This is a genomic window from Pararhodobacter oceanensis, assembly GCF_003076755.1.
Lineage (GTDB): Bacteria > Pseudomonadota > Alphaproteobacteria > Rhodobacterales > Rhodobacteraceae > Pararhodobacter > Pararhodobacter oceanensis.
Genome location: NZ_QDKM01000001.1, coordinates 35,334 through 53,865, shown reverse-complemented (window position 1 = coordinate 53,865; position 18,532 = coordinate 35,334). Strand labels below are relative to the sequence as shown.

The 18,532-nt window shown below is 63.7% G+C and carries 17 protein-coding genes; 4 read left to right on the top strand and 13 right to left on the bottom strand.

Annotation, left to right across the window (positions count from 1 at the left end; all coding sequences use genetic code 11):
* Positions 1–70 precede the first annotated feature (70 nt).
* From DDE20_RS00255 to dusA, 4 genes are read right to left on the bottom strand one after another with little or no spacing between them, the layout of a single operon-like run.
* Positions 71–1,255, bottom strand: coding sequence for a vWA domain-containing protein (locus DDE20_RS00255; RefSeq protein WP_116556454.1), 1,185 nt, complete (start codon positions 1,253–1,255; stop codon positions 71–73).
* Positions 1,255–1,419, bottom strand: coding sequence for a hypothetical protein (locus DDE20_RS18940; RefSeq protein ID WP_165814373.1), 165 nt, complete (start codon positions 1,417–1,419; stop codon positions 1,255–1,257). The genes DDE20_RS00255 and DDE20_RS18940 overlap by 1 nt, the downstream gene beginning before the upstream one ends.
* A 21-nt stretch (positions 1,420–1,440) precedes the next feature.
* Positions 1,441–2,877 carry a DUF2927 domain-containing protein gene (locus tag DDE20_RS00250; RefSeq protein WP_240607834.1) on the bottom strand — a complete coding sequence of 479 codons (1,437 nt, stop codon included), beginning with the start codon at positions 2,875–2,877 and terminating at the stop codon, positions 1,441–1,443.
* Positions 2,877–3,863, bottom strand: coding sequence for a tRNA dihydrouridine(20/20a) synthase DusA (dusA, locus tag DDE20_RS00245; protein ID WP_276308514.1), 987 nt, complete (start codon positions 3,861–3,863; stop codon positions 2,877–2,879). The genes DDE20_RS00250 and dusA overlap by 1 nt, the downstream gene beginning before the upstream one ends.
* A 213-nt stretch (positions 3,864–4,076) precedes the next feature.
* On the opposite strand from dusA, the gene hemE reads away from it, so the two are divergent.
* Positions 4,077–5,117, top strand: coding sequence for a uroporphyrinogen decarboxylase (hemE, locus tag DDE20_RS00240; protein ID WP_116556453.1), 1,041 nt, complete (start codon positions 4,077–4,079; stop codon positions 5,115–5,117).
* A 94-nt stretch (positions 5,118–5,211) separates the two neighbouring features.
* On the opposite strand, the gene DDE20_RS00235 is transcribed toward hemE, so the two are convergent.
* Positions 5,212–6,045, bottom strand: a complete 834-nt coding sequence (locus tag DDE20_RS00235) for an MBL fold metallo-hydrolase (RefSeq protein ID WP_165814372.1) — start codon at positions 6,043–6,045, stop codon at positions 5,212–5,214.
* Between the two features lie 139 nt (positions 6,046–6,184).
* Here DDE20_RS00235 and DDE20_RS18935 point away from each other — a divergent pair, with 139 nt between their 5' ends.
* Positions 6,185–6,964 carry a metalloregulator ArsR/SmtB family transcription factor gene (locus DDE20_RS18935; protein ID WP_165814371.1) on the top strand — a complete coding sequence of 260 codons (780 nt, stop codon included), beginning with the start codon at positions 6,185–6,187 and terminating at the stop codon, positions 6,962–6,964.
* Position 6,965: 1 nt separating this feature from the next.
* Here DDE20_RS18935 and DDE20_RS00225 read toward each other — a convergent pair whose 3' ends face one another.
* Positions 6,966–7,613, bottom strand: a complete 648-nt coding sequence (locus DDE20_RS00225) for a lysoplasmalogenase family protein (protein ID WP_165814370.1) — start codon at positions 7,611–7,613, stop codon at positions 6,966–6,968.
* Positions 7,614–7,704: 91 nt separating this feature from the next.
* Here DDE20_RS00225 and DDE20_RS00220 point away from each other — a divergent pair, with 91 nt between their 5' ends.
* Complete coding sequence (locus tag DDE20_RS00220; protein ID WP_116556450.1) at positions 7,705–8,364, top strand: DUF938 domain-containing protein; 660 nt, start codon at positions 7,705–7,707, stop codon at positions 8,362–8,364.
* Between the two features lie 53 nt (positions 8,365–8,417).
* Entirely contained in the window at positions 8,418–8,768 is a 351-nt protein-coding gene (locus tag DDE20_RS00215; RefSeq protein ID WP_240607786.1) for a carboxymuconolactone decarboxylase family protein, read from the top strand.
* A 324-nt stretch (positions 8,769–9,092) separates the two neighbouring features.
* Here the strand turns inward: DDE20_RS00215 and DDE20_RS00210 are convergent, their stop codons facing one another.
* Genes DDE20_RS00210 through xdhA form a run of 7 tightly spaced genes read right to left on the bottom strand, consistent with a single transcriptional unit; the run spans position 9,093 to position 18,470 of the window.
* On the bottom strand, positions 9,093–10,181 hold the full coding sequence (locus tag DDE20_RS00210; RefSeq protein WP_116556449.1) for a BMP family ABC transporter substrate-binding protein: 1,089 nt from the start codon (positions 10,179–10,181) through the stop codon (positions 9,093–9,095).
* 49 nt (positions 10,182–10,230) lie between these two features.
* The gene (locus tag DDE20_RS00205) at positions 10,231–11,163 is read right to left on the bottom strand and encodes an ABC transporter permease (RefSeq protein ID WP_116556448.1); all 933 of its coding nucleotides are present in this window, start codon (positions 11,161–11,163) and stop codon (positions 10,231–10,233) included.
* The gene (locus DDE20_RS00200; protein WP_116556447.1) at positions 11,163–12,284 is read right to left on the bottom strand and encodes an ABC transporter permease; all 1,122 of its coding nucleotides are present in this window, start codon (positions 12,282–12,284) and stop codon (positions 11,163–11,165) included. Before DDE20_RS00200 ends, DDE20_RS00205 begins: the two co-directional genes overlap by 1 nt.
* Complete coding sequence (locus DDE20_RS00195) at positions 12,271–13,788, bottom strand: ABC transporter ATP-binding protein (RefSeq protein ID WP_116557180.1); 1,518 nt, start codon at positions 13,786–13,788, stop codon at positions 12,271–12,273. The genes DDE20_RS00200 and DDE20_RS00195 overlap by 14 nt, the downstream gene beginning before the upstream one ends.
* Entirely contained in the window at positions 13,788–14,732 is a 945-nt protein-coding gene (xdhC, locus tag DDE20_RS00190; protein ID WP_116556446.1) for a xanthine dehydrogenase accessory protein XdhC, read from the bottom strand. Before xdhC ends, DDE20_RS00195 begins: the two co-directional genes overlap by 1 nt.
* Entirely contained in the window at positions 14,725–17,088 is a 2,364-nt protein-coding gene (gene xdhB, locus DDE20_RS00185; RefSeq protein ID WP_116556445.1) for a xanthine dehydrogenase molybdopterin binding subunit, read from the bottom strand. Before xdhB ends, xdhC begins: the two co-directional genes overlap by 8 nt.
* Positions 17,085–18,470, bottom strand: coding sequence for a xanthine dehydrogenase small subunit (xdhA, locus tag DDE20_RS00180; protein ID WP_116556444.1), 1,386 nt, complete (start codon positions 18,468–18,470; stop codon positions 17,085–17,087). The genes xdhB and xdhA overlap by 4 nt, the downstream gene beginning before the upstream one ends.
* Between the last annotated feature and the right edge of the window lie 62 nt (positions 18,471–18,532).

Here is an 18,532-nt window from a genome sequence, read left to right as displayed (position 1 = left end):
GTTCTAGAATGATTCCAGACTGATTTGCAACCGCAGAAAGCGGCAAAGCAGTGCAGCATCTTGCCACAGGCTAGCGACCGAGCATCCGCATGCCTTTGGTCAACCCGTCCAGCGTCATCGGCACCATCCGGTCCTCGAAAATCTCCGATATCATCCGCGTTGAATGCGAATGCTGCCAGTAGTGCTCGGGCGTCGGGTTGATCCAGAGGGTATCGGGCCAATGTTCGCGCGCGCGGGTTAACCAGGTCGCGCCGCTCTCTTCGTTCCAATGCTCATTGGCACCGCCGACATAGGCGACCTCATAGGGCGACATATTCGCGTCACCGACGAAAATGCACTTATAATCAGAGCCATAGGTGCGCAGGATCTCCCAAGTCGGGGTCCGCGCGTCCCAGCGCCGCGCGTTGTCGCGCCAGAGGAATTCGTAAAGACAGTTGTGAAAATAGAAATGCTCGAGATGCTTGAACTCGACGCGCGCGGCGCTGAACAATTCCTCGACCACCTGCACATAGGGGTCCATCGAGCCGCCGATGTCGAAAAACAGCAGCACTTTCACCGCGTTGTGCCGCTCGGGTCGGGTTTTCACATCCAGCCAGCCCTGTTCGGCGGTGGCGCGGATGGTGCCGTCGAGGTCCAGCTCCTGATGCGCCCCGTCGCGCGCCCAGTTGCGCAGCCGTTTGAGCGCGACCTTAATGTTGCGCGTGCCCAATTCTACGGTGTCGTCCAGATTGCGAAACTCGCGCTTGTCCCAGACCTTAACGGCGCGCCCGTGACGGCCCTCTTTTTGGCCGATGCGCACGCCTTCGGGGTTATAGCCGTAGGCGCCGAACGGGCTGGTGCCAGCGGTGCCGATCCATTTGCTGCCGCCCTGATGGCGGTCCTTTTGCTCCTCAAGCCGCTTTTTCAGTGTCTCCATCAGCTTTTCAAACCCGCCCATCGCCTCGATCTGCGCGCGGTCTTCTTCGCTCATGTGTTTCTCGGCCAGTTTCTCCAGCCATTCGGCGGGCAGATCCATCGCCTGCACCACCGCCTCGGGGGTGATCTGATCCAGCCCTTTGAACGTCGCCGAGAACGCCTGATCAAAGCGGTCGATGTGCTTTTCGTCCTTCACCATCGTGGTGCGGGCGAGATAGTAAAACCCCTCGGGATCGAAGCGCGCCAGCCCCGCATCCATCGCTTCCAGAAAGCCCAGATACTCGCGCACCGTGACCGGCACACCGTGATGGCGCAGCTGTTCGAGGAAGGGGCGAAACATTACAAAAGCCGTTCAATTCCAAGGGTCAGGAAGACACCGAGCAAAGCGCCGATCAGCGCCCAGACAGCGGCATATTGGGCGATATCGAAGCGGTTGCCATTGCGTCGGCGGGTATAGATCACGCCCCAAATGGCGCCGATTACCAGACCTGCGATGATGATCATAAGTGCCTCAAACTGGCCGGTTTACAGACGCGCAAGCCGTTGGGCGGCGGTCCCGATCCGGGCGATTTCATCCATCCGGGCGCGCGCGGCGGCCTCGGTGCCAAAGCCATATCGCGCGGCTGGAAAGGAGTCGACCCTCAGCCGCTCGGCCTCATTGGTGCGGCCGATCAGGCTCAGCGCTTCGGCGCGCAAAAAGCCCAGAGAGGCGATGAAAGCGGCGTTTTCACTGCGTTCGGCGGCGGGCAGGGCGCGAGCGGTGAGGTCCAGCACCATCTCGGCCTGACCGGTGGCCAGCGCCTGCACCGCCAGATGCATGTCGATATGCGCCGCATGCACCTCGCCACCCGGCGCGCGGCGATAGAGTTCGGCGGCGGCCAAGAGCGCATCCAGCGCCGCCTCACCCTGATCGCGGGGCGCCAAACGGGCATTCAACATCAGGCTCAGCGCCAGCCGGTTGTCGCGCCAGCCCTGCGCGCGCGCCAATGACAGCGCCCGCGTGGCACCGGCGCGCCGTTCCACCAGCCCGCCGTCCGAGGCCAGCGCCTGTTCCACCGCCTGCTGCCAGACCCGCGGCGTGGGGCCGGGATCGACATTCGAGGGGCGGCGACCGCTTGGATTGAGCCGGTTGAACAGCGTCGGCAACCGCGCCTGCACCTCGGCTTTGCTCATCCCCGAGCGCAATTCCGGCGCATACCAGACGCGCAGCAGCAGCATGTCAAAACCGGTCAGCGTGGTCTGGAAATTGTCATCATTGAACACGCTGTCGGCAAGGCGGAACAGATCGTTGAGCGGGCCGAGCGCTTGGCCGATTTCCTCATGCAGACAGTCGCGGATTTCCTGCGGCGTGGTGTCACTGGGCACGAAAACCGCCGCCTGCGTGCGGGACACCACCCGTGTCCAGTCGATCGCCGAACTGCGCCGGTTGGCGACAAAATCCGACCAATTGCTGACATTCGGCACGACAAAACAGGCCGCATTCGGCACCACCGCTTGCATCTGTCGGCGCGGCAGGAATTCAACGGCGATCAGGTTTTGCGGCACATCGGAGGCGTTGAATGAGGCGTTAACCAAAGTGGCTGCGGGCGCGGCGCGGTTGATCTCGATCCCCGCTTCACCGCGCAAACGGGCCAGCAGCCGGTCCAGATCCGCCAGTGCCTGAGCCGGCACCGGCCCGCGTGTGATCACCTGCACCGGCCCTTCAAACCGCGAGAACTGCGGGATTTCGCGCCCGCTTTCCATGGCAAACCCCAGCTCGATGAAATCAGTCACCATCTCGGCATTGGGGCGGCTGGCGGGCAGCGGGCGCGGCGTTCCGGGCGCGTAGCTGGTCACCGGCGCGGTTGCGCCGCTGGCCACCTCGAGCCGCTGCACCTGTCCGGTCGGCGTGCAGGCACCCAGCGCAAAAATGCCAAGAATTCCGGCAGTTGCATAGGGTCCAAGGCGCCCGACCGCGCGCATCACGCGGCGCTCCGCTGTTGCACGCCGTCCAGCAGCTCCTCGAGATCCGCCAGCGTGCCATTGGGCATTTCCGAAAGCGCCCGGCGCCAGGCCCGCGCGCCGGTCTGTCCGGCAAACAGCCCCAGCAGATGCCGTGTGATGCCGATCAACCGGCCGCCACGCTGCAGATGCGCTTCGATCACCGGCAGCATCTCGTAGGCCACCTGCACCGGATCGGCATCGGGCGCACTGCTGCCAAAAATCCGCCGGTCCGCCGCCGCAAGAACCGCCGTCGGCTGGTGATAAGCGGCGCGCCCCAGCATCACACCGGCAAATCCGCGCGCCAACAGCGCCTCGGCCTCGTCCAGCGTGGCGATCCCGCCGTTCAGGCAGATGGTGAGGGCCGGAAATTCGGTTAACATCCGCTCGACCAGCGCGTAATCCAGCGGCGGGATGTCGCGGTTTTCCTTGGGCGAGAGCCCCTGCAGCCAAGCTTTGCGCGCATGCACGCTGACCCGCGTGATCCCCGCATTCTGTGCCGCCTCCAAAACCGCTGGCAATGCCTCCTCGGGGTCCTGATCATCCACCCCGATGCGGCATTTCAACGTGACTTCAGCTCCCTGCGCTGCTTTCATCGCCGCCAGACATTCGCCGACCAACCCGGGTGATTTCATCAGCACCGCGCCGAAACTCCCCGATTGCACCCGGTCCGAAGGGCAGCCGACATTCAGGTTGATCTCGCCGTAGCCTTCCTCGGCCCCCATCCGCGCCGCCTGCGCCAGTTCCACCGGATCCGAGCCACCGAGTTGCAAGGCCACCGGCTGCTCAACCGGATCAAATTCCAGCAAATGCCGCGCCCCGCCGCGCACCAGCGCCGCCGAGGTCACCATCTCGGTATAAAGGAGCGCATGCCGCGACAGCCGCCGGTGAAACTGGCGACAATTCGAATCGGTCCAATCCATCATCGGCGCCACCGAGAGGCGCCAAGGGGCGAAATGTTGTGCCAAAAGAGCCACCCAGCAATGACAAGCCAGCACTTGGTATAAACCAGCGCTGCCCGCGCGTCTATCGGCCCGCGCCAATTGCAGGGCGTATTGCAGAACACGCGTACGGCCCCGCCGACCGCCTCCACACGGGCATCATGTCGCGGCTCGGGCGGCGCGGCTTGACATCGCAGCCCCTGCAGCCCATCGACAGGCGACGTTATAAGGAGTGTTCCCGTGACCCAGACCGCCCCCCAAAAGACCATTCTGCGTGCTCTCGCAGGCGAGACCCTGCCAGTGCCACCTGCGTGGATGATGCGGCAGGCGGGGCGCTATCTGCCCGAGTATAAGGCGACCCGCGCGCAGGCCGGAGACTTCCTGTCGCTGTGCTACAACCCCGAACTGGCCGCCGAAGTCACCCTGCAGCCGCTGCGCCGGTTTGATTTCGATGCGGCGATCCTCTTTGCCGATATTCTGCTGATCTGTCAGGCGCTTGGTGCGAAACTCTGGTTTGCCGAGGGCGAGGGGCCTCGTCTCTCCACGATCACCGACCGCAGCGGCGTCGCCGCATTGCGCCCCGCGGGTGATGTGCATGAGACACTCTCGCCGATCTATGAGACGATCAAGATCCTCACCCGCGAGCTGCCCGCGCCGACCACGCTGATCGGCTTTGCCGGCGCGCCCTGGACCGTGGCGACCTATATGACCGCTGGCCGCGGCACGCCGGATCAAGGCCCCGCGCATGCGTTCATCGCTTCGGACCGCGAAGGCTTTGCGATGTTGATCGACCGGCTGACCGAGGCGACAATCGAATATCTCTCGGCGCAGATCAAGGCTGGCGCCGAAGTGATAAAGATTTTCGACAGCTGGGCCGGCAGCCTCAAGGGGCAGGATTTCGACGATTTCGCCCTCAAGCCCACCGCCGCGATCATCTCCGCACTCAAGGCCCGCCACCCGCAGACGCCGATCATCGCCTTCCCGCGCGAGGCCGGTGACCGCTATATCGGTTTCGCCAAAGCCACCGGCGCCGATTGCGTGGCACTCGACAATTCGGTCAGCGCCTCTTGGGCCGCAGAAAACGTGCAAAAAGACGGCTGCGTGCAGGGCAATCTGGCGCCGCGTCACATGGTTGAGGGCGGGCCGGAATTGATCACCGAGACCAAACGCATCGTCAAGGCATTCTCGGGCGGGCCGCATATTTTCAATCTCGGCCACGGTATCACCCCCGACGCCAACCCCGACAACGTCCTGCGCATGCTCGAAGCCATTCGCGGCTGACCAACCCGGATCGCAGAGCACCCTGCGGCTTCATCTTGCCAAAAATACTCAAAACGCCCGGCTTACCCCCGGGCGTTTCGCATGTCTGGCGCAGTTACGGGCGCTCCAACCGGTAGCCATCCCCGTCGCGCACCGCCTGATGAAATGCCGGATGCAGGAAATGCCCGCCGGTGAACAGCGCCCCGTCGCTGGCCAATTCATCGAGCAGCCGTTTGCGCGTCTCGCGCGCGGTGTCGGCGTCCATGTCAAAGGCAATCGCGATATTCGGATCGGCGGCCTGCAGGACAGGGGCGTGGATAATGTCGCCGGTATGCAGCAATTGCGCGCGCCCGCTCTCCAGCCGCCAGCCGCCATGCCCCGGCGTATGACCCGCGAGCGGCAGGATATGCAGCCCCGCCGCGATCTCGCCACCGCCCGAGACTATCCGCAGCCGGTCGGCATAAGCCGCCAGAACCGCCCGCGCCAAAGCACCCCAATCGGGCATCGGCTCGGGCAGGTTGTCGGTATTTGCGGCGTCGCTCCAGAAGGCGTGCTCAGCCTCGCTGACCACCAGTTCGGCATTGGGAAACACCGCCGCGCCCTCCGGGGTGATCATCCCGGCGATATGATCGGGGTGTAAATGCGTGGCATAGAGCGTGTCGATATCGCCGGGCGCCGCCACCGCTTCGCGCAGCGCGTCGGGCAGAAAACCGCAGGTGGGGCCAAACAGGTCACGCGGACCGGCGTCGCAAAGGATGGTGTTGCGCGCAGTGCGGATCAGCACCGCGTTGAAATTCGTGGCGATCGCATTGGCCGCCTGCGCAGTCAGCAGTTCGGCGATATGCGCCTCACTGGTGCCGGGAAATAGCTCGGTGCCGAAATCAAGGCCGCCGTCGGTCAGGATGACCACTTCGGCGTCGCCGATGGATTGCGTTGCGGTGCGTGACATGCGGATCTCCCTTTGTTTGGCGCAGGCTAACACGATTGGCGCGTCAAGCAATTGCCACAGTGGCGGGATCGGCAGCAGTTTGCGATTGCTGCGATGCAGAAAAATCTTGCCATGCATTCTGCAGTGCAGTATTTCGCTTATGATGGAACATAATCTCGTGCCCGTTTTCGCGGCCCTCGCGCATCCGCAACGCCTGCAGATCATGCATTTGCTGGTCCGCCAGCATCCCGCGCCGGTGGCCGCAGGAGCGATTGGCGCGCGGCTCGGGCTCAAACCCAGCACGCTTTCGGGCTATCTTGCGCAACTGGTCGAGACCGGTCTGATCGCGCAAGAGCGGCGCGGCACCTCGCTGTTGTATTCCATCGTGCCCGAGGCATTGGCTGGTTTCAACACGGCATGGATTGGCGATCTGTGTCAGGGGCGCGGGCTGCCTGAATTGTCCGCTGCCGGGCCACGCATCCGCAATTTGCTGTTTGTTGACCATCAGAACTCCACCGCCAGTCTGATGGCCGAAGCCGCCTTTCGCACCCTTGCGGGTGAGCGGTTCGAGGTCTTCTCGGCGGGGCTTCATGCGGCCTCCGAGCCTGACCCCGAGGTGCTTGCGATGCTTGAGGAACAGGGGTTTCAAGCCGGCGTGTTGTGGTCGAAATCGCTCGATCTCTTCACCGGCCCCGACGCGCCGGTGATGGATATCGTGATCACCTTGGGCGAGGTCGCAGCCGAGGATTTACCCGCGCTCTCCGGCTATCCGGTCCATGGCCGCTGGCAATTGCCCGAGGCTTCCGCCCCCGTCGACACCGTGCGCCTGTTGCTGGCACGGCTGCGTGCGCTATGGGAGATCGATCCGACCAGCGCCTCGCGCGCGGAAATTCAGGAGATCGTGGATTTCCATTGCGATACGGTCCTGCAAACCGCCTAGGTCAGAGCACCGCGCCCCAGAGGATCAGCGCTTGACCGCCCCAATATAGTGGCCAGAGACTGCGCGCCGCGAGCAGCCGTGTGCGCGGATGTGTGGCGATGAATTTCCCCAGCGCGAGGATGAAATCCGACGCGAGAAACGCCGCGACGCCGATTTGCAGCAGCCAAAGCCCCGAGGAATGCGGCAGGAGGCTGGCCGCCAGCGCCATCGCGCCGATGATCAGAGCATAGGCGCGCACCGGCCAGGCGAGACCACCCGCTTTTGGCGCGATCCACAGCAGGGTCAACGGCACGAGCAGGGCCATTGCCGCCACGGTCACCCAGAACACCGAGCCGACCTGCGGGTCGCCCGCCGCGAGAAGCCGCGCGAATTCAATCACATAGGCCAGATGGCCCACAGCGAAGGCCAGCATACCGGCGAGAAACGCGCGGTCTCCGGCGCGCGATAGTGCCAGATCGCCGAGCGATCCGAAGGCCAGCCCGATCACCACCAAAAGCGGCGCATTCAGCCACCAGCCCAGCAGCGCCAGCGCTGCGGTGCTCAGGGTTTTGACGCAGGAGGCGGCGGGTGAGGGCGTCTCGGCTCCCGCATATCGCAACCAATAGACCAGCGCCGCCACGGCGGCCACGCCCCCCAATATGATCTGCAATGCGCCGCCCTCCTTGTGCTGGTCTGCATCCTCTGACACCCTTAAGGAATTGGCGAGAGGTAACGTCGCGGGATCATCAGGGCAGGGCGAAATGCGCAAACTTCAGCTACCGGACAGCGCCGCGCTTATTGCCGAGGGACGCCGCAACGCCCCCTCGGCCGAGCGCAATCTGGCGCCGATCCTCGCGGTTCTGGCCGAGGCATTGCCCGACAGCGGCGCCGCGCTCGAGATCGCTAGCGGCACCGGCCAGCATATCGCCGCCTTCGGGGAACGGTTTCCGCATATTCGCTGGCAGCCGAGTGACGGTAATCCGGCAAACCTCGGCTCAATTGCGGCGTGGTGCGAAGGGCAGGCGAATATCCTGCCGCCGCAGGTTCTCGACGCCTGCAAAACGGGTTGGGCGCAGGCATGGCGGCGCGATCACCGGGCGTTGACCTCGATCCATCTGACCAATCTGCTGCATCTGATTTCCACCCCCGAGGCCGAGACTTTGCTGGAGGAGGTCGCGCAGGCGCTGGCGCCCGAGGGGGTGTTTTGTCTTTACGGTCCATTCAAACGCGGTGGCGCGCTGGTCAGCGAGGGCGACCGCGCCTTTGATGCCTCCTTGCGCGCGCAGGATCCCGCGATCGGCTATAAGGATATCGAGTGGGTGCAAGAGCGCCTGCGCAGCGCCGGTCTCCAAACCATTGAACTCATCGAGATGCCCGCGGATAATCTGATGCTACTGGCGCGGCGCCCGCTCTCGGCTTGACCTGAATCAAAGCCCGCGCCGCGCGGCTGTGCGATCCCTTGCATGAGACATTCATGAAAGGGAATATTATGGGCGCGAAAGCCGATCTCGAACGCACCAAGGACCGCTCGCGGGCGTTGATCCAAGCGGTGAAACCAACGATGAAAGCCTTTGGCGGGGTCAGCGCGGCGGTGAAAGCCGCGGAGGCGCTGAGCAATAAGGAAAAGGAATATATCGCCCTCGGCATCGCCGTGGTGCAGGGCTGCGATGATTGCGTCGGCTATCACGCGGATTTGCTGCAGAAACTGGGCGGCACGCGAGAGGAATTCTGTGATGTGCTGGCAATGTCGATCCAGATGGGCGGCGGGCCAGTGGTGATGAACGCAGGCCGCGCGCTGGAAATCTGGGACGGGCTGGCGGGGTAGGCACAGGCAGGCATCGGTGCCTCGGACTGCTGCCCCGCCGTTTTCGCCTCGTTCCGATCACCGCATCGCTCGACGCAAAGCGATGAGGGCAGCGCCCGACCCTGGCTGGGCGCTTGTTCCGTCTCCGCAACGGGCAGCGCTTACAAGCATTGATGGGGTTCGAGCAGTGAATGACTTCGCGAGTGCGCCCTCCCGGGGGGAGGGTCGGGCGCGGCCCGTGGGGGCCACGGGCAGGGCGGTTCGAACAACGACATAGCGTTACGACGCCACAGAAAAGGGCGGCCCGCAACACGGACCGCCCTTCGAATTAGACTAACGCTCCGATCAGTTCGGGATTTCGCCGGTCATGCCTTCGACATAGAAATCCATGCCCAAGAGGTCACCATCCGGCGCGGTTTCACCCTCGGCCAGCCATGTCGAACCGTCCTGACGGTTGATCGGGCCGGTGAACGGGTGGAAGGAGCCATCGGTGATCGCCGCGATCATCGCGTTGGCTTCTTCCTGCACATCCGCAGGAATACGGTCGTTGAACGGCGAGAGCACCACTTCGCCATCAGGAATGCCGAGCCAGACGTTGTCGGCCTCCCAGGTGCCATCCATCCGCTCTTGGATGCGGCGGATGTAATAGGGCGCCCAATTGTCCTCGATCGCGGTCAGATGCACATCGGGGGCAAAGGAGGACATATCCGAGGCCTGACCAAAGGCCAGCGCACCATGCTCTTGTGCCACGGTCAGGGGCGCGGTCGAATCGGTGTGCTGCATGATGATGTCAGCGCCCTGTTCGATCAGCGCTTCGGCGGCGGCGGCCTCTTGCGCGGGGTCAAACCACGTATAGGCCCAGACCACGCGGAACTCGATGTCGGGATTGGCGGCCTTGGCAGCCAGATAGGCGGCGTTGATGCCCATGATCACTTCGGGGATCGGGAAGGAGGCGATATAGCCCACCACATTCGATTCCGTCATCCGTGCCGCAATATGGCCGATGACCGCGCGGCCCTCGTAGAAACGCGCGTTATAGAGCGAGACATTCGGCGCTTCCTGCAGGTAGCCGGTGGCATGCTCGAAAGCGATGTCGGGGAAGCGCTGCGCGACGGCGTTGATCTCGGGGCCATAGCCAAAGGAGGTCGCGAAGATCATATCCGCACCCGAGAGCGCCATCTGGGTCATCACGCGGCCCGAATCCGCGCCTTCCGGCACGCTTTCGACAAAGACCGTCTCCAGCGAGTCGCCGAAATGCTCGACCGCGGCCAGACGGCCGACGTCATGCGCGGTGGTCCAGCCGAAGTCGCCGACCGGTCCGACATAGATAAAGCCGACCTTCAGCGGCTCATCCTGCGCCAGCGCGGCGGTGCCCATGGTCGCGGCAAGGCCGAGCGCCATGGCCGAGGAGGTAAGTAGGGTTCTGCGTTTCATTGAGACTCTCCCAGTTGAACGGGCGTTGTGCCCTTAAAGTGCTGCCAGATCACCCGGCGGCGTGGAACGACCGACCCAAAGAGCCGGGCGCGGCCATGGATCTGCGTCCTCGACTTGACGACATTATGACGAGAACGACAATAGTGATCAGATACGGCGACATCGACAGGTATTCCACCGGAATCCGGAAACCCGCGGCCTGAAGGTTCAGCTGTAACACCATGATTCCACCGAAAAGATAGGCACCGGCCAGCACCCGCCATGGCCGCCATGAGGCAAACACCACCAGCGCCAGCGCGATCCAGCCCGCGCCTGCGGTCATGCCCTCGGTCCAGCTGGGCACCCGCACAAGGCTGAGATAGGCGCCGCCCAGACCGGCGCAGGCACCGCCGAACATGATTGCCAGAATCCGCACGCGGGTGACCTTATAGCCCAGCGCATGGGCGCTATCGTGATTCTCGCCAACCGCGCGCAACACCCGCCCGCCTTGGGTTTTGTTGAGCCAGAACCACGTCGCGGCGACGATCAGGAGCGAGATATAGACCAGAATATCATGGCCAAAGATGATCCGCCCGACCACCGGCAGATCAGTTAGTGGACCAAAGTCCAGCTTGGGTGTGCGCGGCGGCACGATGCCCACATAGTTCTGCCCGACCAGCGCCGAGAACCCGAGGCCAAACAGCGTTAATGCCAGACCCGAGGCCACCTGATTGGCCATCAAGAGTTGCGTCAGCGCGGCAAAGATCAGCGCCACCAGCGCACCGGCGACAATCGCCGCCAGCATCCCCAGATAGGGGTTCTGCGTGGTCACCGCGATGGCAAATCCCGAGACCGCACCGACGATCATCATCCCTTCGACGCCAAGGTTCAGCACGCCGGATTTCTCGACCACCAATTCGCCGATGGCGGCCAGCAGGATCGGTGTCGCCGCCACCATCAATGAGGCGATCAACACGACCGGATTGATTGAGCTCAGGTCCATCAGACACTCTCCGTGCTGGGTTTGGGCGCGGGCGCTGTGACCGGCGCCGGGCGCATCAGGCGCAGGCGGTAATTCGACAGGACATCCAGCGCCAAAAGGAAGAACAACAGCATGCCCTGAAACACCTGAATCGCCGCTGAGGGCAGGTTGAGCATGAATTGCGCCAATTCCCCGCCGATATAGGTCAGCGCCAGCAACAGCCCTGCCAGCACAATGCCGATGGGGTGCAACCGGCCCAGAAACGCCACGATAATCGCGGTGAACCCGTAGCCCGAGTTGAAATCAATGGTGATCAGACGGGCAGGGCCGGCAACCTCGAACATCCCCGCAAGCCCCGCCATCAACCCCGAGATGCCAAGGCACAAGAGCACCAGACGCGCCGGCGCGACACCGGCGAATTTGGCCGCGCGCGGTGCTTGACCGGCAAGCTGCACATGAAAGCCCAGAAGATGCCGGTGCAGAAGCACATAGGCGAAAATCACCGCGATGAACGCTGCAACCACACCCCAATGCAGGCCGGAATTGGCAATCAATTCCTGATTGGATGCCGCGCTGTAGTTGAAAATATTGCGCGATCCGGGAAAGCCCGAGCCTTCGGGGTTGCGCATAAAGCCGGTGGCGGCGGCGGCGAGAATTTTCTCGGCGACATAGACCAGAAGCAGCGAGACAAGGATTTCATTGGTGTTGAACCGCGTCTTCAGCACCGCAGGGATCATCGCCCAGAGCCAGCCGCCAAAGGCCCCCGCAAGGATCATCAGCGGGAACACGATCCACAGCTCGGCGGGGTAGAACCACAGCGCCATCTGCGCGGCACAGAGCGCGCCGATGATATATTGGCCTTCGGCGCCGATGTTCCAGATACCGGCGCGAAAGCCGATCGCCAGCCCGACCGCAATCAGGATCAGCGGGCCCGCTTTGATCAAGAGTTGCGGGCGCGAATAGGCGGCGAATTGCTCGGAAAACAGCGGGTCCCAGAAGATCAGCTTGATCGCCTCGAAAGGGTTCTTGCCGAGCACCCAGAACAGGATGCCACCGGCGACCATGGTCAGCAGAACCGCAACCACCGGCGTGGCGTAATTCCAAAATTGCGAGGGATTGGGGCGCTTTTCAAGCCGCAGCATCGCTGTCTCCTTCTGCGCCACCCAGCAACAGGCCGATCTGGTCCATCGTCAAGCCCTGCACAGGTCGCGGTGCGCTTAATCTTCCGGCGTTCAAAGCCGCGAAACTATCCGCGACTTCAAGGATTTCATCAAGGTCCTGGCTGATCACCACCACCGCCGCTCCGGCTGCCGCCAGATCCAGAAGGGCCTGCCGGATCGCCGCCGCCGCCGAGGCATCGACGCCCCATGTCGGCTGGTTGACCACCAAAACCGAGGGGCGCTGCATGATCTCGCGGCCAATGACGAATTTCTGCAAGTTCCCGCCCGAAAGCGCCCGCGCCGCCACATGCGCGCCGGGTGTGCGCACGTCGAAAGTCTCGATGACGCGTTCGGCAAATTTGCGGGTCTTGCCCCAATTCACAAAGCCGCGCTTGACCAACCTCTCGCGGTAGGCGCCGGTCAAGAGGGCGTTTTCGCTCAGGCTCATATCGGGGGCGGCGGCATGGCCAAGCCGCTCTTCGGGGGCGCAAAGCAGCCCCAAGGCACGGCGCGCGGTGGGGCCGATATGGCCGACCGGCTCACCCGCCATACGCACCGCCTCACGGGCACTGCGCATCTCGCCCGATAGCGCGCCCAAGAGTTCATCCTGCCCGTTGCCCGCAACCCCGCCAATGCCGAGGATTTCGCCGGCCCGCACGGTGATATTGATCTCTTTGAGCGAGGTGCCAAAGGCCGATTGCGGCGGCAGCGACAGGTTGGTGACTTCAAGCAATGTCTTGCCCGGCGCCGCCGCCTCACGCGAGGGTTGGTGCAGCACCTGCCCGACCATCATCTCGGCCAGCGAGCGCGCGCTTTCCTGCCGCGGATCGGCCTTGCCGACGACTTTGCCCAGCCGCAGCACCGTGGCATTCTCGCAAAGCGCGCGGATTTCCTCGAGTTTATGCGAGATATAGAGGATCGATTTCCCCTCGGCGCGCAGCTGGCGGAGGGTGCGAAACAGGATATCGACCTCTTGCGGGGTCAGCACCGAGGTCGGCTCGTCCATGATCAACAGTTGCGGGTCTTGCAGCAGGCAGCGGATAATCTCGACCCGCTGGCGCTCACCAGCCGAAAGATCGCCGACCATCCGGTCAGGGTCGAGCGGCAGCCCGTAGTTGTTCGACACTTCGGTGATCTTGGCGGCCAATTCGCGGATCGGCGGCGGGTTGTCCATCCCCAGCGCCACATTCTCCGCCACGTCCATCGCGTCAAACAGGCTGAAATGCTGGAACACCATCGCCACGCCACTGGCGCGGGCCTGCGCGGGCGCATGCGGCTCATAGGCCTCACCGCGCCACCTCATCGTGCCCGCATTGGGCCGCACCAGCCCGTAGATCATCTTGACCAGCGTTGATTTGCCGGCGCCATTCTCGCCCAGAAGCGCGTGCACCTCACCCTCGCCAATGTCGAACGTCACATCGCTATTGGCGACGACTCCGGGGTATTCCTTGGTCAGCCCCTGTAAGGACAAAAGTGGCGTTGTCATCATGCGCGTTCTCTTTTCTGGACAGGCTCCGCCCGCGAGAGAAACGCAGCGGCGACGGAAATGGCGATGGCATTCGGGTGTTTGCCGAAAGACGGGTCCCCGATCGGGCAGGTGATTTCTCCAACCTTCTCAGGCGGATGACCCAGCGCTGTCAAGCGGCTGCGAAACCGCGCCCATTTCGAAGCCGAGCCGATCAACCCGCAAAAGCCGAATCCATGGGTCAGCAGCCGGTGGCACAGATCGAGATCAAGCGCGTGGCTATAGGTCAGGATCAGATGCTCGGCCTGCGCAGGCGCCTCGGGCACCAGATCGGCGGGATTATCCGCGATGCGCGCGGTCACGCCCTCGGGGATCACCTCAGGGAAGCGGTTGCGCGCGGTGTCCAGCCAGGTGATTGCGACATTGGGCAAGGGGTTAATGGTATGCACGATTGCCCGCCCGACATGGCCCGCGCCCCAGACCCAGAGCTGCCGCTGCGGTGGCGCCACAGGTTCCGCCAGCCAGCCTTGCAAATACCGCGGCGCCATCACGCCTTGGCCGCGCGCGGTTTTCATCGCACGGCGGATTGGTAGCGGCATCTCTTCGGGCGCATCAGCGGCCACGGGGCGGGCATAGAGCCCGTCCTCGGGCAACATGGCCAAAGAATTCGCGTCAAACCGCTCGTAGGCCAGCGTCACCGCACCGCCGCAACATTGCCCCAGATTGGGGCCCAATGCGACGCGCTCAACGCGGGGCAAATCGCCGCCCGTCAGCATCGCGCGCGCCTTCAGACTGGCGTCATACTCCAGCGCGCCGCCGCCGATGGTGCCGGTCTGCCCCTCGGCAAAGACCAGCATCGCCGCCCCCGCCTCACGCGGGGACGAGCCTTGGTAGCTGCAGATCACCACCCGCACGACCGCATCGCGCCCTTGCAGTGCCTGCGCGATGGTGGCGCGGTCAAACATCGACGCCTCGCTGCCGGTTGACCGCCATCAGGATGCATTCGGCGGTGGCAGGCGCGTTCAGATCGGCATAAAGCGAGCCATCGCCGCAGGCCTGCACCGCATCCGAAAGCGCCATCAGCACCGAATTGCCATGCATGAATGGCGGCTCACCGACGGCCTTTGAGCGGTGGATCGTATCCTCGGGGTTGGCGCGATCAAACAGCTCGACGTTGAAAATCCGTGGCCGGTCGCCGCAGGCGGGGATTTTATAGGTCGAGGGCGCATGGGTGCGCAGCCGTCCCTTATCGTCCCAGACCAGTTCCTCGGTGGTCAGCCAGCCCGCGCCCTGCACATAGCCGCCCTCGATCTGCCCGATATCGAGCGCCGGATTGAGGCTGCTGCCCACGTCATGCAGGATATCGGCGCGCAGAATGCGGTTCTCGCCGGTCAGCGTGTCGATCACCACCTCGGAAACCGAGGCGCCGTAAGCGAAATAGAAGAACGGGTTGCCGTCGCCCTTCAGCCGGTCCCATGCGACCTTGGGCGTCGCGTAGAAACCCGTCGAGGACAGGCTGACCCGCGCCATATAGGCCAGATTGGCGGCCTCGGCGAAGCTGAATTCGTCGTCGCCAACAATCACCCGCCCGTCCTTGAACTCAACATCCTTGGGGTCGGCCTGATGGGTCTCGGCCAAGAGCGCCGCGATCCGGTCACGGATGGTGACACAGGCGGCCTGCACCGCCATCCCGTTGAGATCCGAGCCCGAAGAGGCCGCGGTGGCCGAGGTGTTGGGCACTTTGGCGGTGTCGGTGGCGGTGATCTTGACCATCACCGGATCCAGCCCGAAGACGCTCGCCGCGACCTGCGCGACCTTCTGGAACAGACCTTGCCCCATCTCGGTGCCGCCGTGGTTCAGATGCACCGAGCCATCTTGATAGACATGCACCAAAGCGCCCGCCTGATTGAGATGGGTCAGGGTAAAGCTGATGCCGAATTTCACCGGCGTCAGTGCCAGACCTTTCTTGAGGATCGGGTTCTGAGCGTTCCACGCGTCCACCGCGGCGCGGCGGGCGGCGTAATCCGAGGTCGCCTCCAGCCTCTCGGTCATCTCATGCAGGATGAAATCTTCGACCACCTGCCCGTAAGGCGTGGTCTGCGGGCCATCATCGGCAGGCGCGGCGGGGCTATGCGCGCCGCCAAAGCGTTTCGCCGTGCCCGCGCCCGAGGGTTGCGCGGCTTTGGCGCGGTAGTAATTCACCTTGCGCACTTCCAAAGCCTCGCGGCCCAGCGTATGCGCGATGTGATCCATCACCCGCTCGATGCCCAGCATGCCCTGCGGCCCGCCAAAGCCCCGGTAAGCGGTGGCCGAGCACATATTGGTGCGCAACCGGTGGCTCTCGATGCGTACATCGGGCAGGAAATAGGCGTTATCGGCATGCAACATCGCCCGATCTGCCACCGGCAGCGACAGGTCCATCGCCCAGCCGCAGCGGGTGTAATGGGTGAACTCGATCCCCTCAACGCGGCCCTCGGCATCAAAACCGACGCGGTAATCGACGCGGAAATCATGGCGTTTGCCGGTGATCACCATATCGTCGTCGCGGTCATAGCGCATTTTGCAGGATTTGCCGGTCAGCCGCGCAGCCAGCGCGCAGGCAATCGCCAGATGATTGCCCTGACTTTCCTTGCCGCCAAAACCGCCACCCATGCGCCGCGTCTCGACCCGCACCGCATGCATCGGCACGCCCAAAGCCTCGGCCACCTTGTGCTGGATCTCGGTCGGGTGCTGGGTCGAAGAGACCACATGCATATCGCCGCATTCCTGCGGGGTGACCAGAGCGGCCTGACCCTCAAGGTAGAAATGCTCTTGCCCGCCCATCTCGATGCGGCCCTCGATCTGATGCGCCGCGCCTGAGATCGCCGCCCCGGCGTCACCGCGCGCCCAGATCCGCGGGCCTTCCTCAAAGCGGCTGTCCGCGGCCAGCGCGTCCTCGATGCTCAGGAGGGCAGGGCGCTCGCTATAGGTGATCTTGCCCAACCGCGCCGCCTTGCGGGCGGCGAGATGGGTCTTGGCAATCACCAGAAAGACCGGCTGGCCGACGTAATGCACCTCGCCAAGCGCCAGTAGCGGCTCGTCGTGATTGGACGGGCTACAATCGACATGGCCGATGTCCTCACCGGTCAGCACCGCGACCACGCCTTCGGCGGCACGCACCGCTTCCAGATCCATCGCGTCAATGCTGCCAGCGGCAACTTCGGAGAGGCCAAAGACCAGATGCAGCGTGCCACTGGGCGTCGGAATATCATCGACATAACGCGCGGTGCCAGTGACATGCAGGGGGGCTGCGTCATGCGGCAGGGGTTTATGGACGCTCATGCTTCGACCTCCAGCACACGGGTGTCAAACCCTTGATCCTCAAGGATATACCGCACCAATAAGTTCTGCGCGATGGTCAGACGGTAGGCCGCCGAGGCGCGCATATCGCTCAGCGGTGTATAGTCCTGGGCAAAAGCGGGCAGGGCGGCGGCCACGGTGTCTTGCGTCCACGGTTGGCCGGTCAGCGCCGCCTCCACCGCGCTGGCGCGTTTGGGCGTGCCGGCCATACCGCCAAAGGCGATGCGGGCCTCGGTGACCACGCCATCCTCGACAATAATATTGAAACAGCCGCAAACCGCCGAGATATCCTGATCGAAACGCTTCGAAATTTTAAAGCATTTCAGCCGGTCAGTCTGGCGCGGGATGGTGATGAATTCGACGAACTCGCCCTTTTCGCGGTCCTGTTTGCCGTAGTCGATGAAAAACTCTTCAATCGGCATTTCGCGCCGCGCATCGCCTTTGCGCAGATTCAGCGTCGCATTCAGCGCAATCAGCGCGGGCGGGCCGTCCCCGATAGGCGAGCCATTGGCGACATTCCCTCCCAGCGTCGCCGCCGCGCGCACCTGCGCCGAACCGTAGCGGCGGATCATCTCGGCGAAATCGGGATGATAGGGGGCAATCGCGGGCATGATCTCGGCCAGTGTGGCGGCCGCTCCGATGCGGATGCTGTCCTCAGTGACGGTGATCTCTTGCAGGTCCACGGCGCCGGTGACAAAGGCCACCGGTCCCAGATCGCGCAGCTGTTTGGTCACCCAAAGCCCAACATCGGTGGCACCGGCAATCAGCAACCCGTCCGGGTTTGCGTCATACCATGCAGCAAGTTCATCCGAGCTTCGCGGCAGGGCGAGATCGGGGGAATTGAGTATTTCGGGCAAGATGAAGTCGCGGCTTGTGCCCGAGATCAGCCAATCGGGCACCGGTTTTGCCGCCGTAGCCTCGGCAGCGCGGATGATCGGCGCATAGCCGGTGCAGCGGCACAGGTTGCCCGCCAGATGGGTGTCATGATCGCTGACCCCATTAAGATGACCGGTGGCCATCGAGACGATGAAACCGGGCGTGCAAAAGCCGCATTGGCTGCCGTGATGGGTGATCATCTCTTCCTGCACCGGATGCAAAGCCCCGTCCGGCGCGCGCAGCCCCTCGACGGTATGCACAGACTTGCCGTGCAGTTGCGGCAGGAACAGGATGCAGGCATTGACCGCCCGCGTGCCGCGCTTATCAGAGACCATCACCGTGCAGGCGCCGCAGTCGCCCTCGTTGCAGCCCTCTTTGGTGCCGTGCAAGCCGCGGTCCTCGCGCAGCCAGTCCAATAGGGTGCGCGTCGGGGGCTGGTCCGCAACCTCCACCGCCGTGCCATTCAGAACAAAGCTCAATGTGCTCATGGGTCAATCCGCCGCTGTCGATATGTGACTGGCTTTCCCTCGGGCCTGATGCGGCGTAAGGC

What these genes read in the sequence shown, in the direction of transcription:
- DDE20_RS00220 (WP_116556450.1), top strand. Translation starts at nt 7,705, where the DNA reads ATGCGCAAACTTCAGCTACCGGACAGCGCCGCGCTTATTGCCGAGGGA.
- DDE20_RS00235 (WP_165814372.1), bottom strand. Translation starts at nt 6,045, where the DNA reads ATGTCACGCACCGCAACGCAATCCATCGGCGACGCCGAAGTGGTCATC.
- DDE20_RS18935 (WP_165814371.1), top strand. Translation starts at nt 6,185, where the DNA reads ATGATGGAACATAATCTCGTGCCCGTTTTCGCGGCCCTCGCGCATCCG.
- DDE20_RS00205 (WP_116556448.1), bottom strand. Translation starts at nt 11,163, where the DNA reads ATGGACCTGAGCTCAATCAATCCGGTCGTGTTGATCGCCTCATTGATG.
- DDE20_RS00255 (WP_116556454.1), bottom strand. Translation starts at nt 1,255, where the DNA reads ATGTTTCGCCCCTTCCTCGAACAGCTGCGCCATCACGGTGTGCCGGTC.
- DDE20_RS00210 (WP_116556449.1), bottom strand. Translation starts at nt 10,181, where the DNA reads ATGAAACGCAGAACCCTACTTACCTCCTCGGCCATGGCGCTCGGCCTT.
- xdhC (WP_116556446.1), bottom strand. Translation starts at nt 14,732, where the DNA reads ATGTTTGACCGCGCCACCATCGCGCAGGCACTGCAAGGGCGCGATGCG.
- xdhA (WP_116556444.1), bottom strand. Translation starts at nt 18,470, where the DNA reads ATGAGCACATTGAGCTTTGTTCTGAATGGCACGGCGGTGGAGGTTGCG.
- DDE20_RS00195 (WP_116557180.1), bottom strand. Translation starts at nt 13,788, where the DNA reads ATGACAACGCCACTTTTGTCCTTACAGGGGCTGACCAAGGAATACCCC.
- DDE20_RS18940 (WP_165814373.1), bottom strand. Translation starts at nt 1,419, where the DNA reads ATGATCATCATCGCAGGTCTGGTAATCGGCGCCATTTGGGGCGTGATC.
- DDE20_RS00250 (WP_240607834.1), bottom strand. Translation starts at nt 2,877, where the DNA reads ATGCGCGCGGTCGGGCGCCTTGGACCCTATGCAACTGCCGGAATTCTT.
- xdhB (WP_116556445.1), bottom strand. Translation starts at nt 17,088, where the DNA reads ATGAGCGTCCATAAACCCCTGCCGCATGACGCAGCCCCCCTGCATGTC.
- DDE20_RS00200 (WP_116556447.1), bottom strand. Translation starts at nt 12,284, where the DNA reads ATGCTGCGGCTTGAAAAGCGCCCCAATCCCTCGCAATTTTGGAATTAC.
- DDE20_RS00215 (WP_240607786.1), top strand. Translation starts at nt 8,418, where the DNA reads ATGAAAGGGAATATTATGGGCGCGAAAGCCGATCTCGAACGCACCAAG.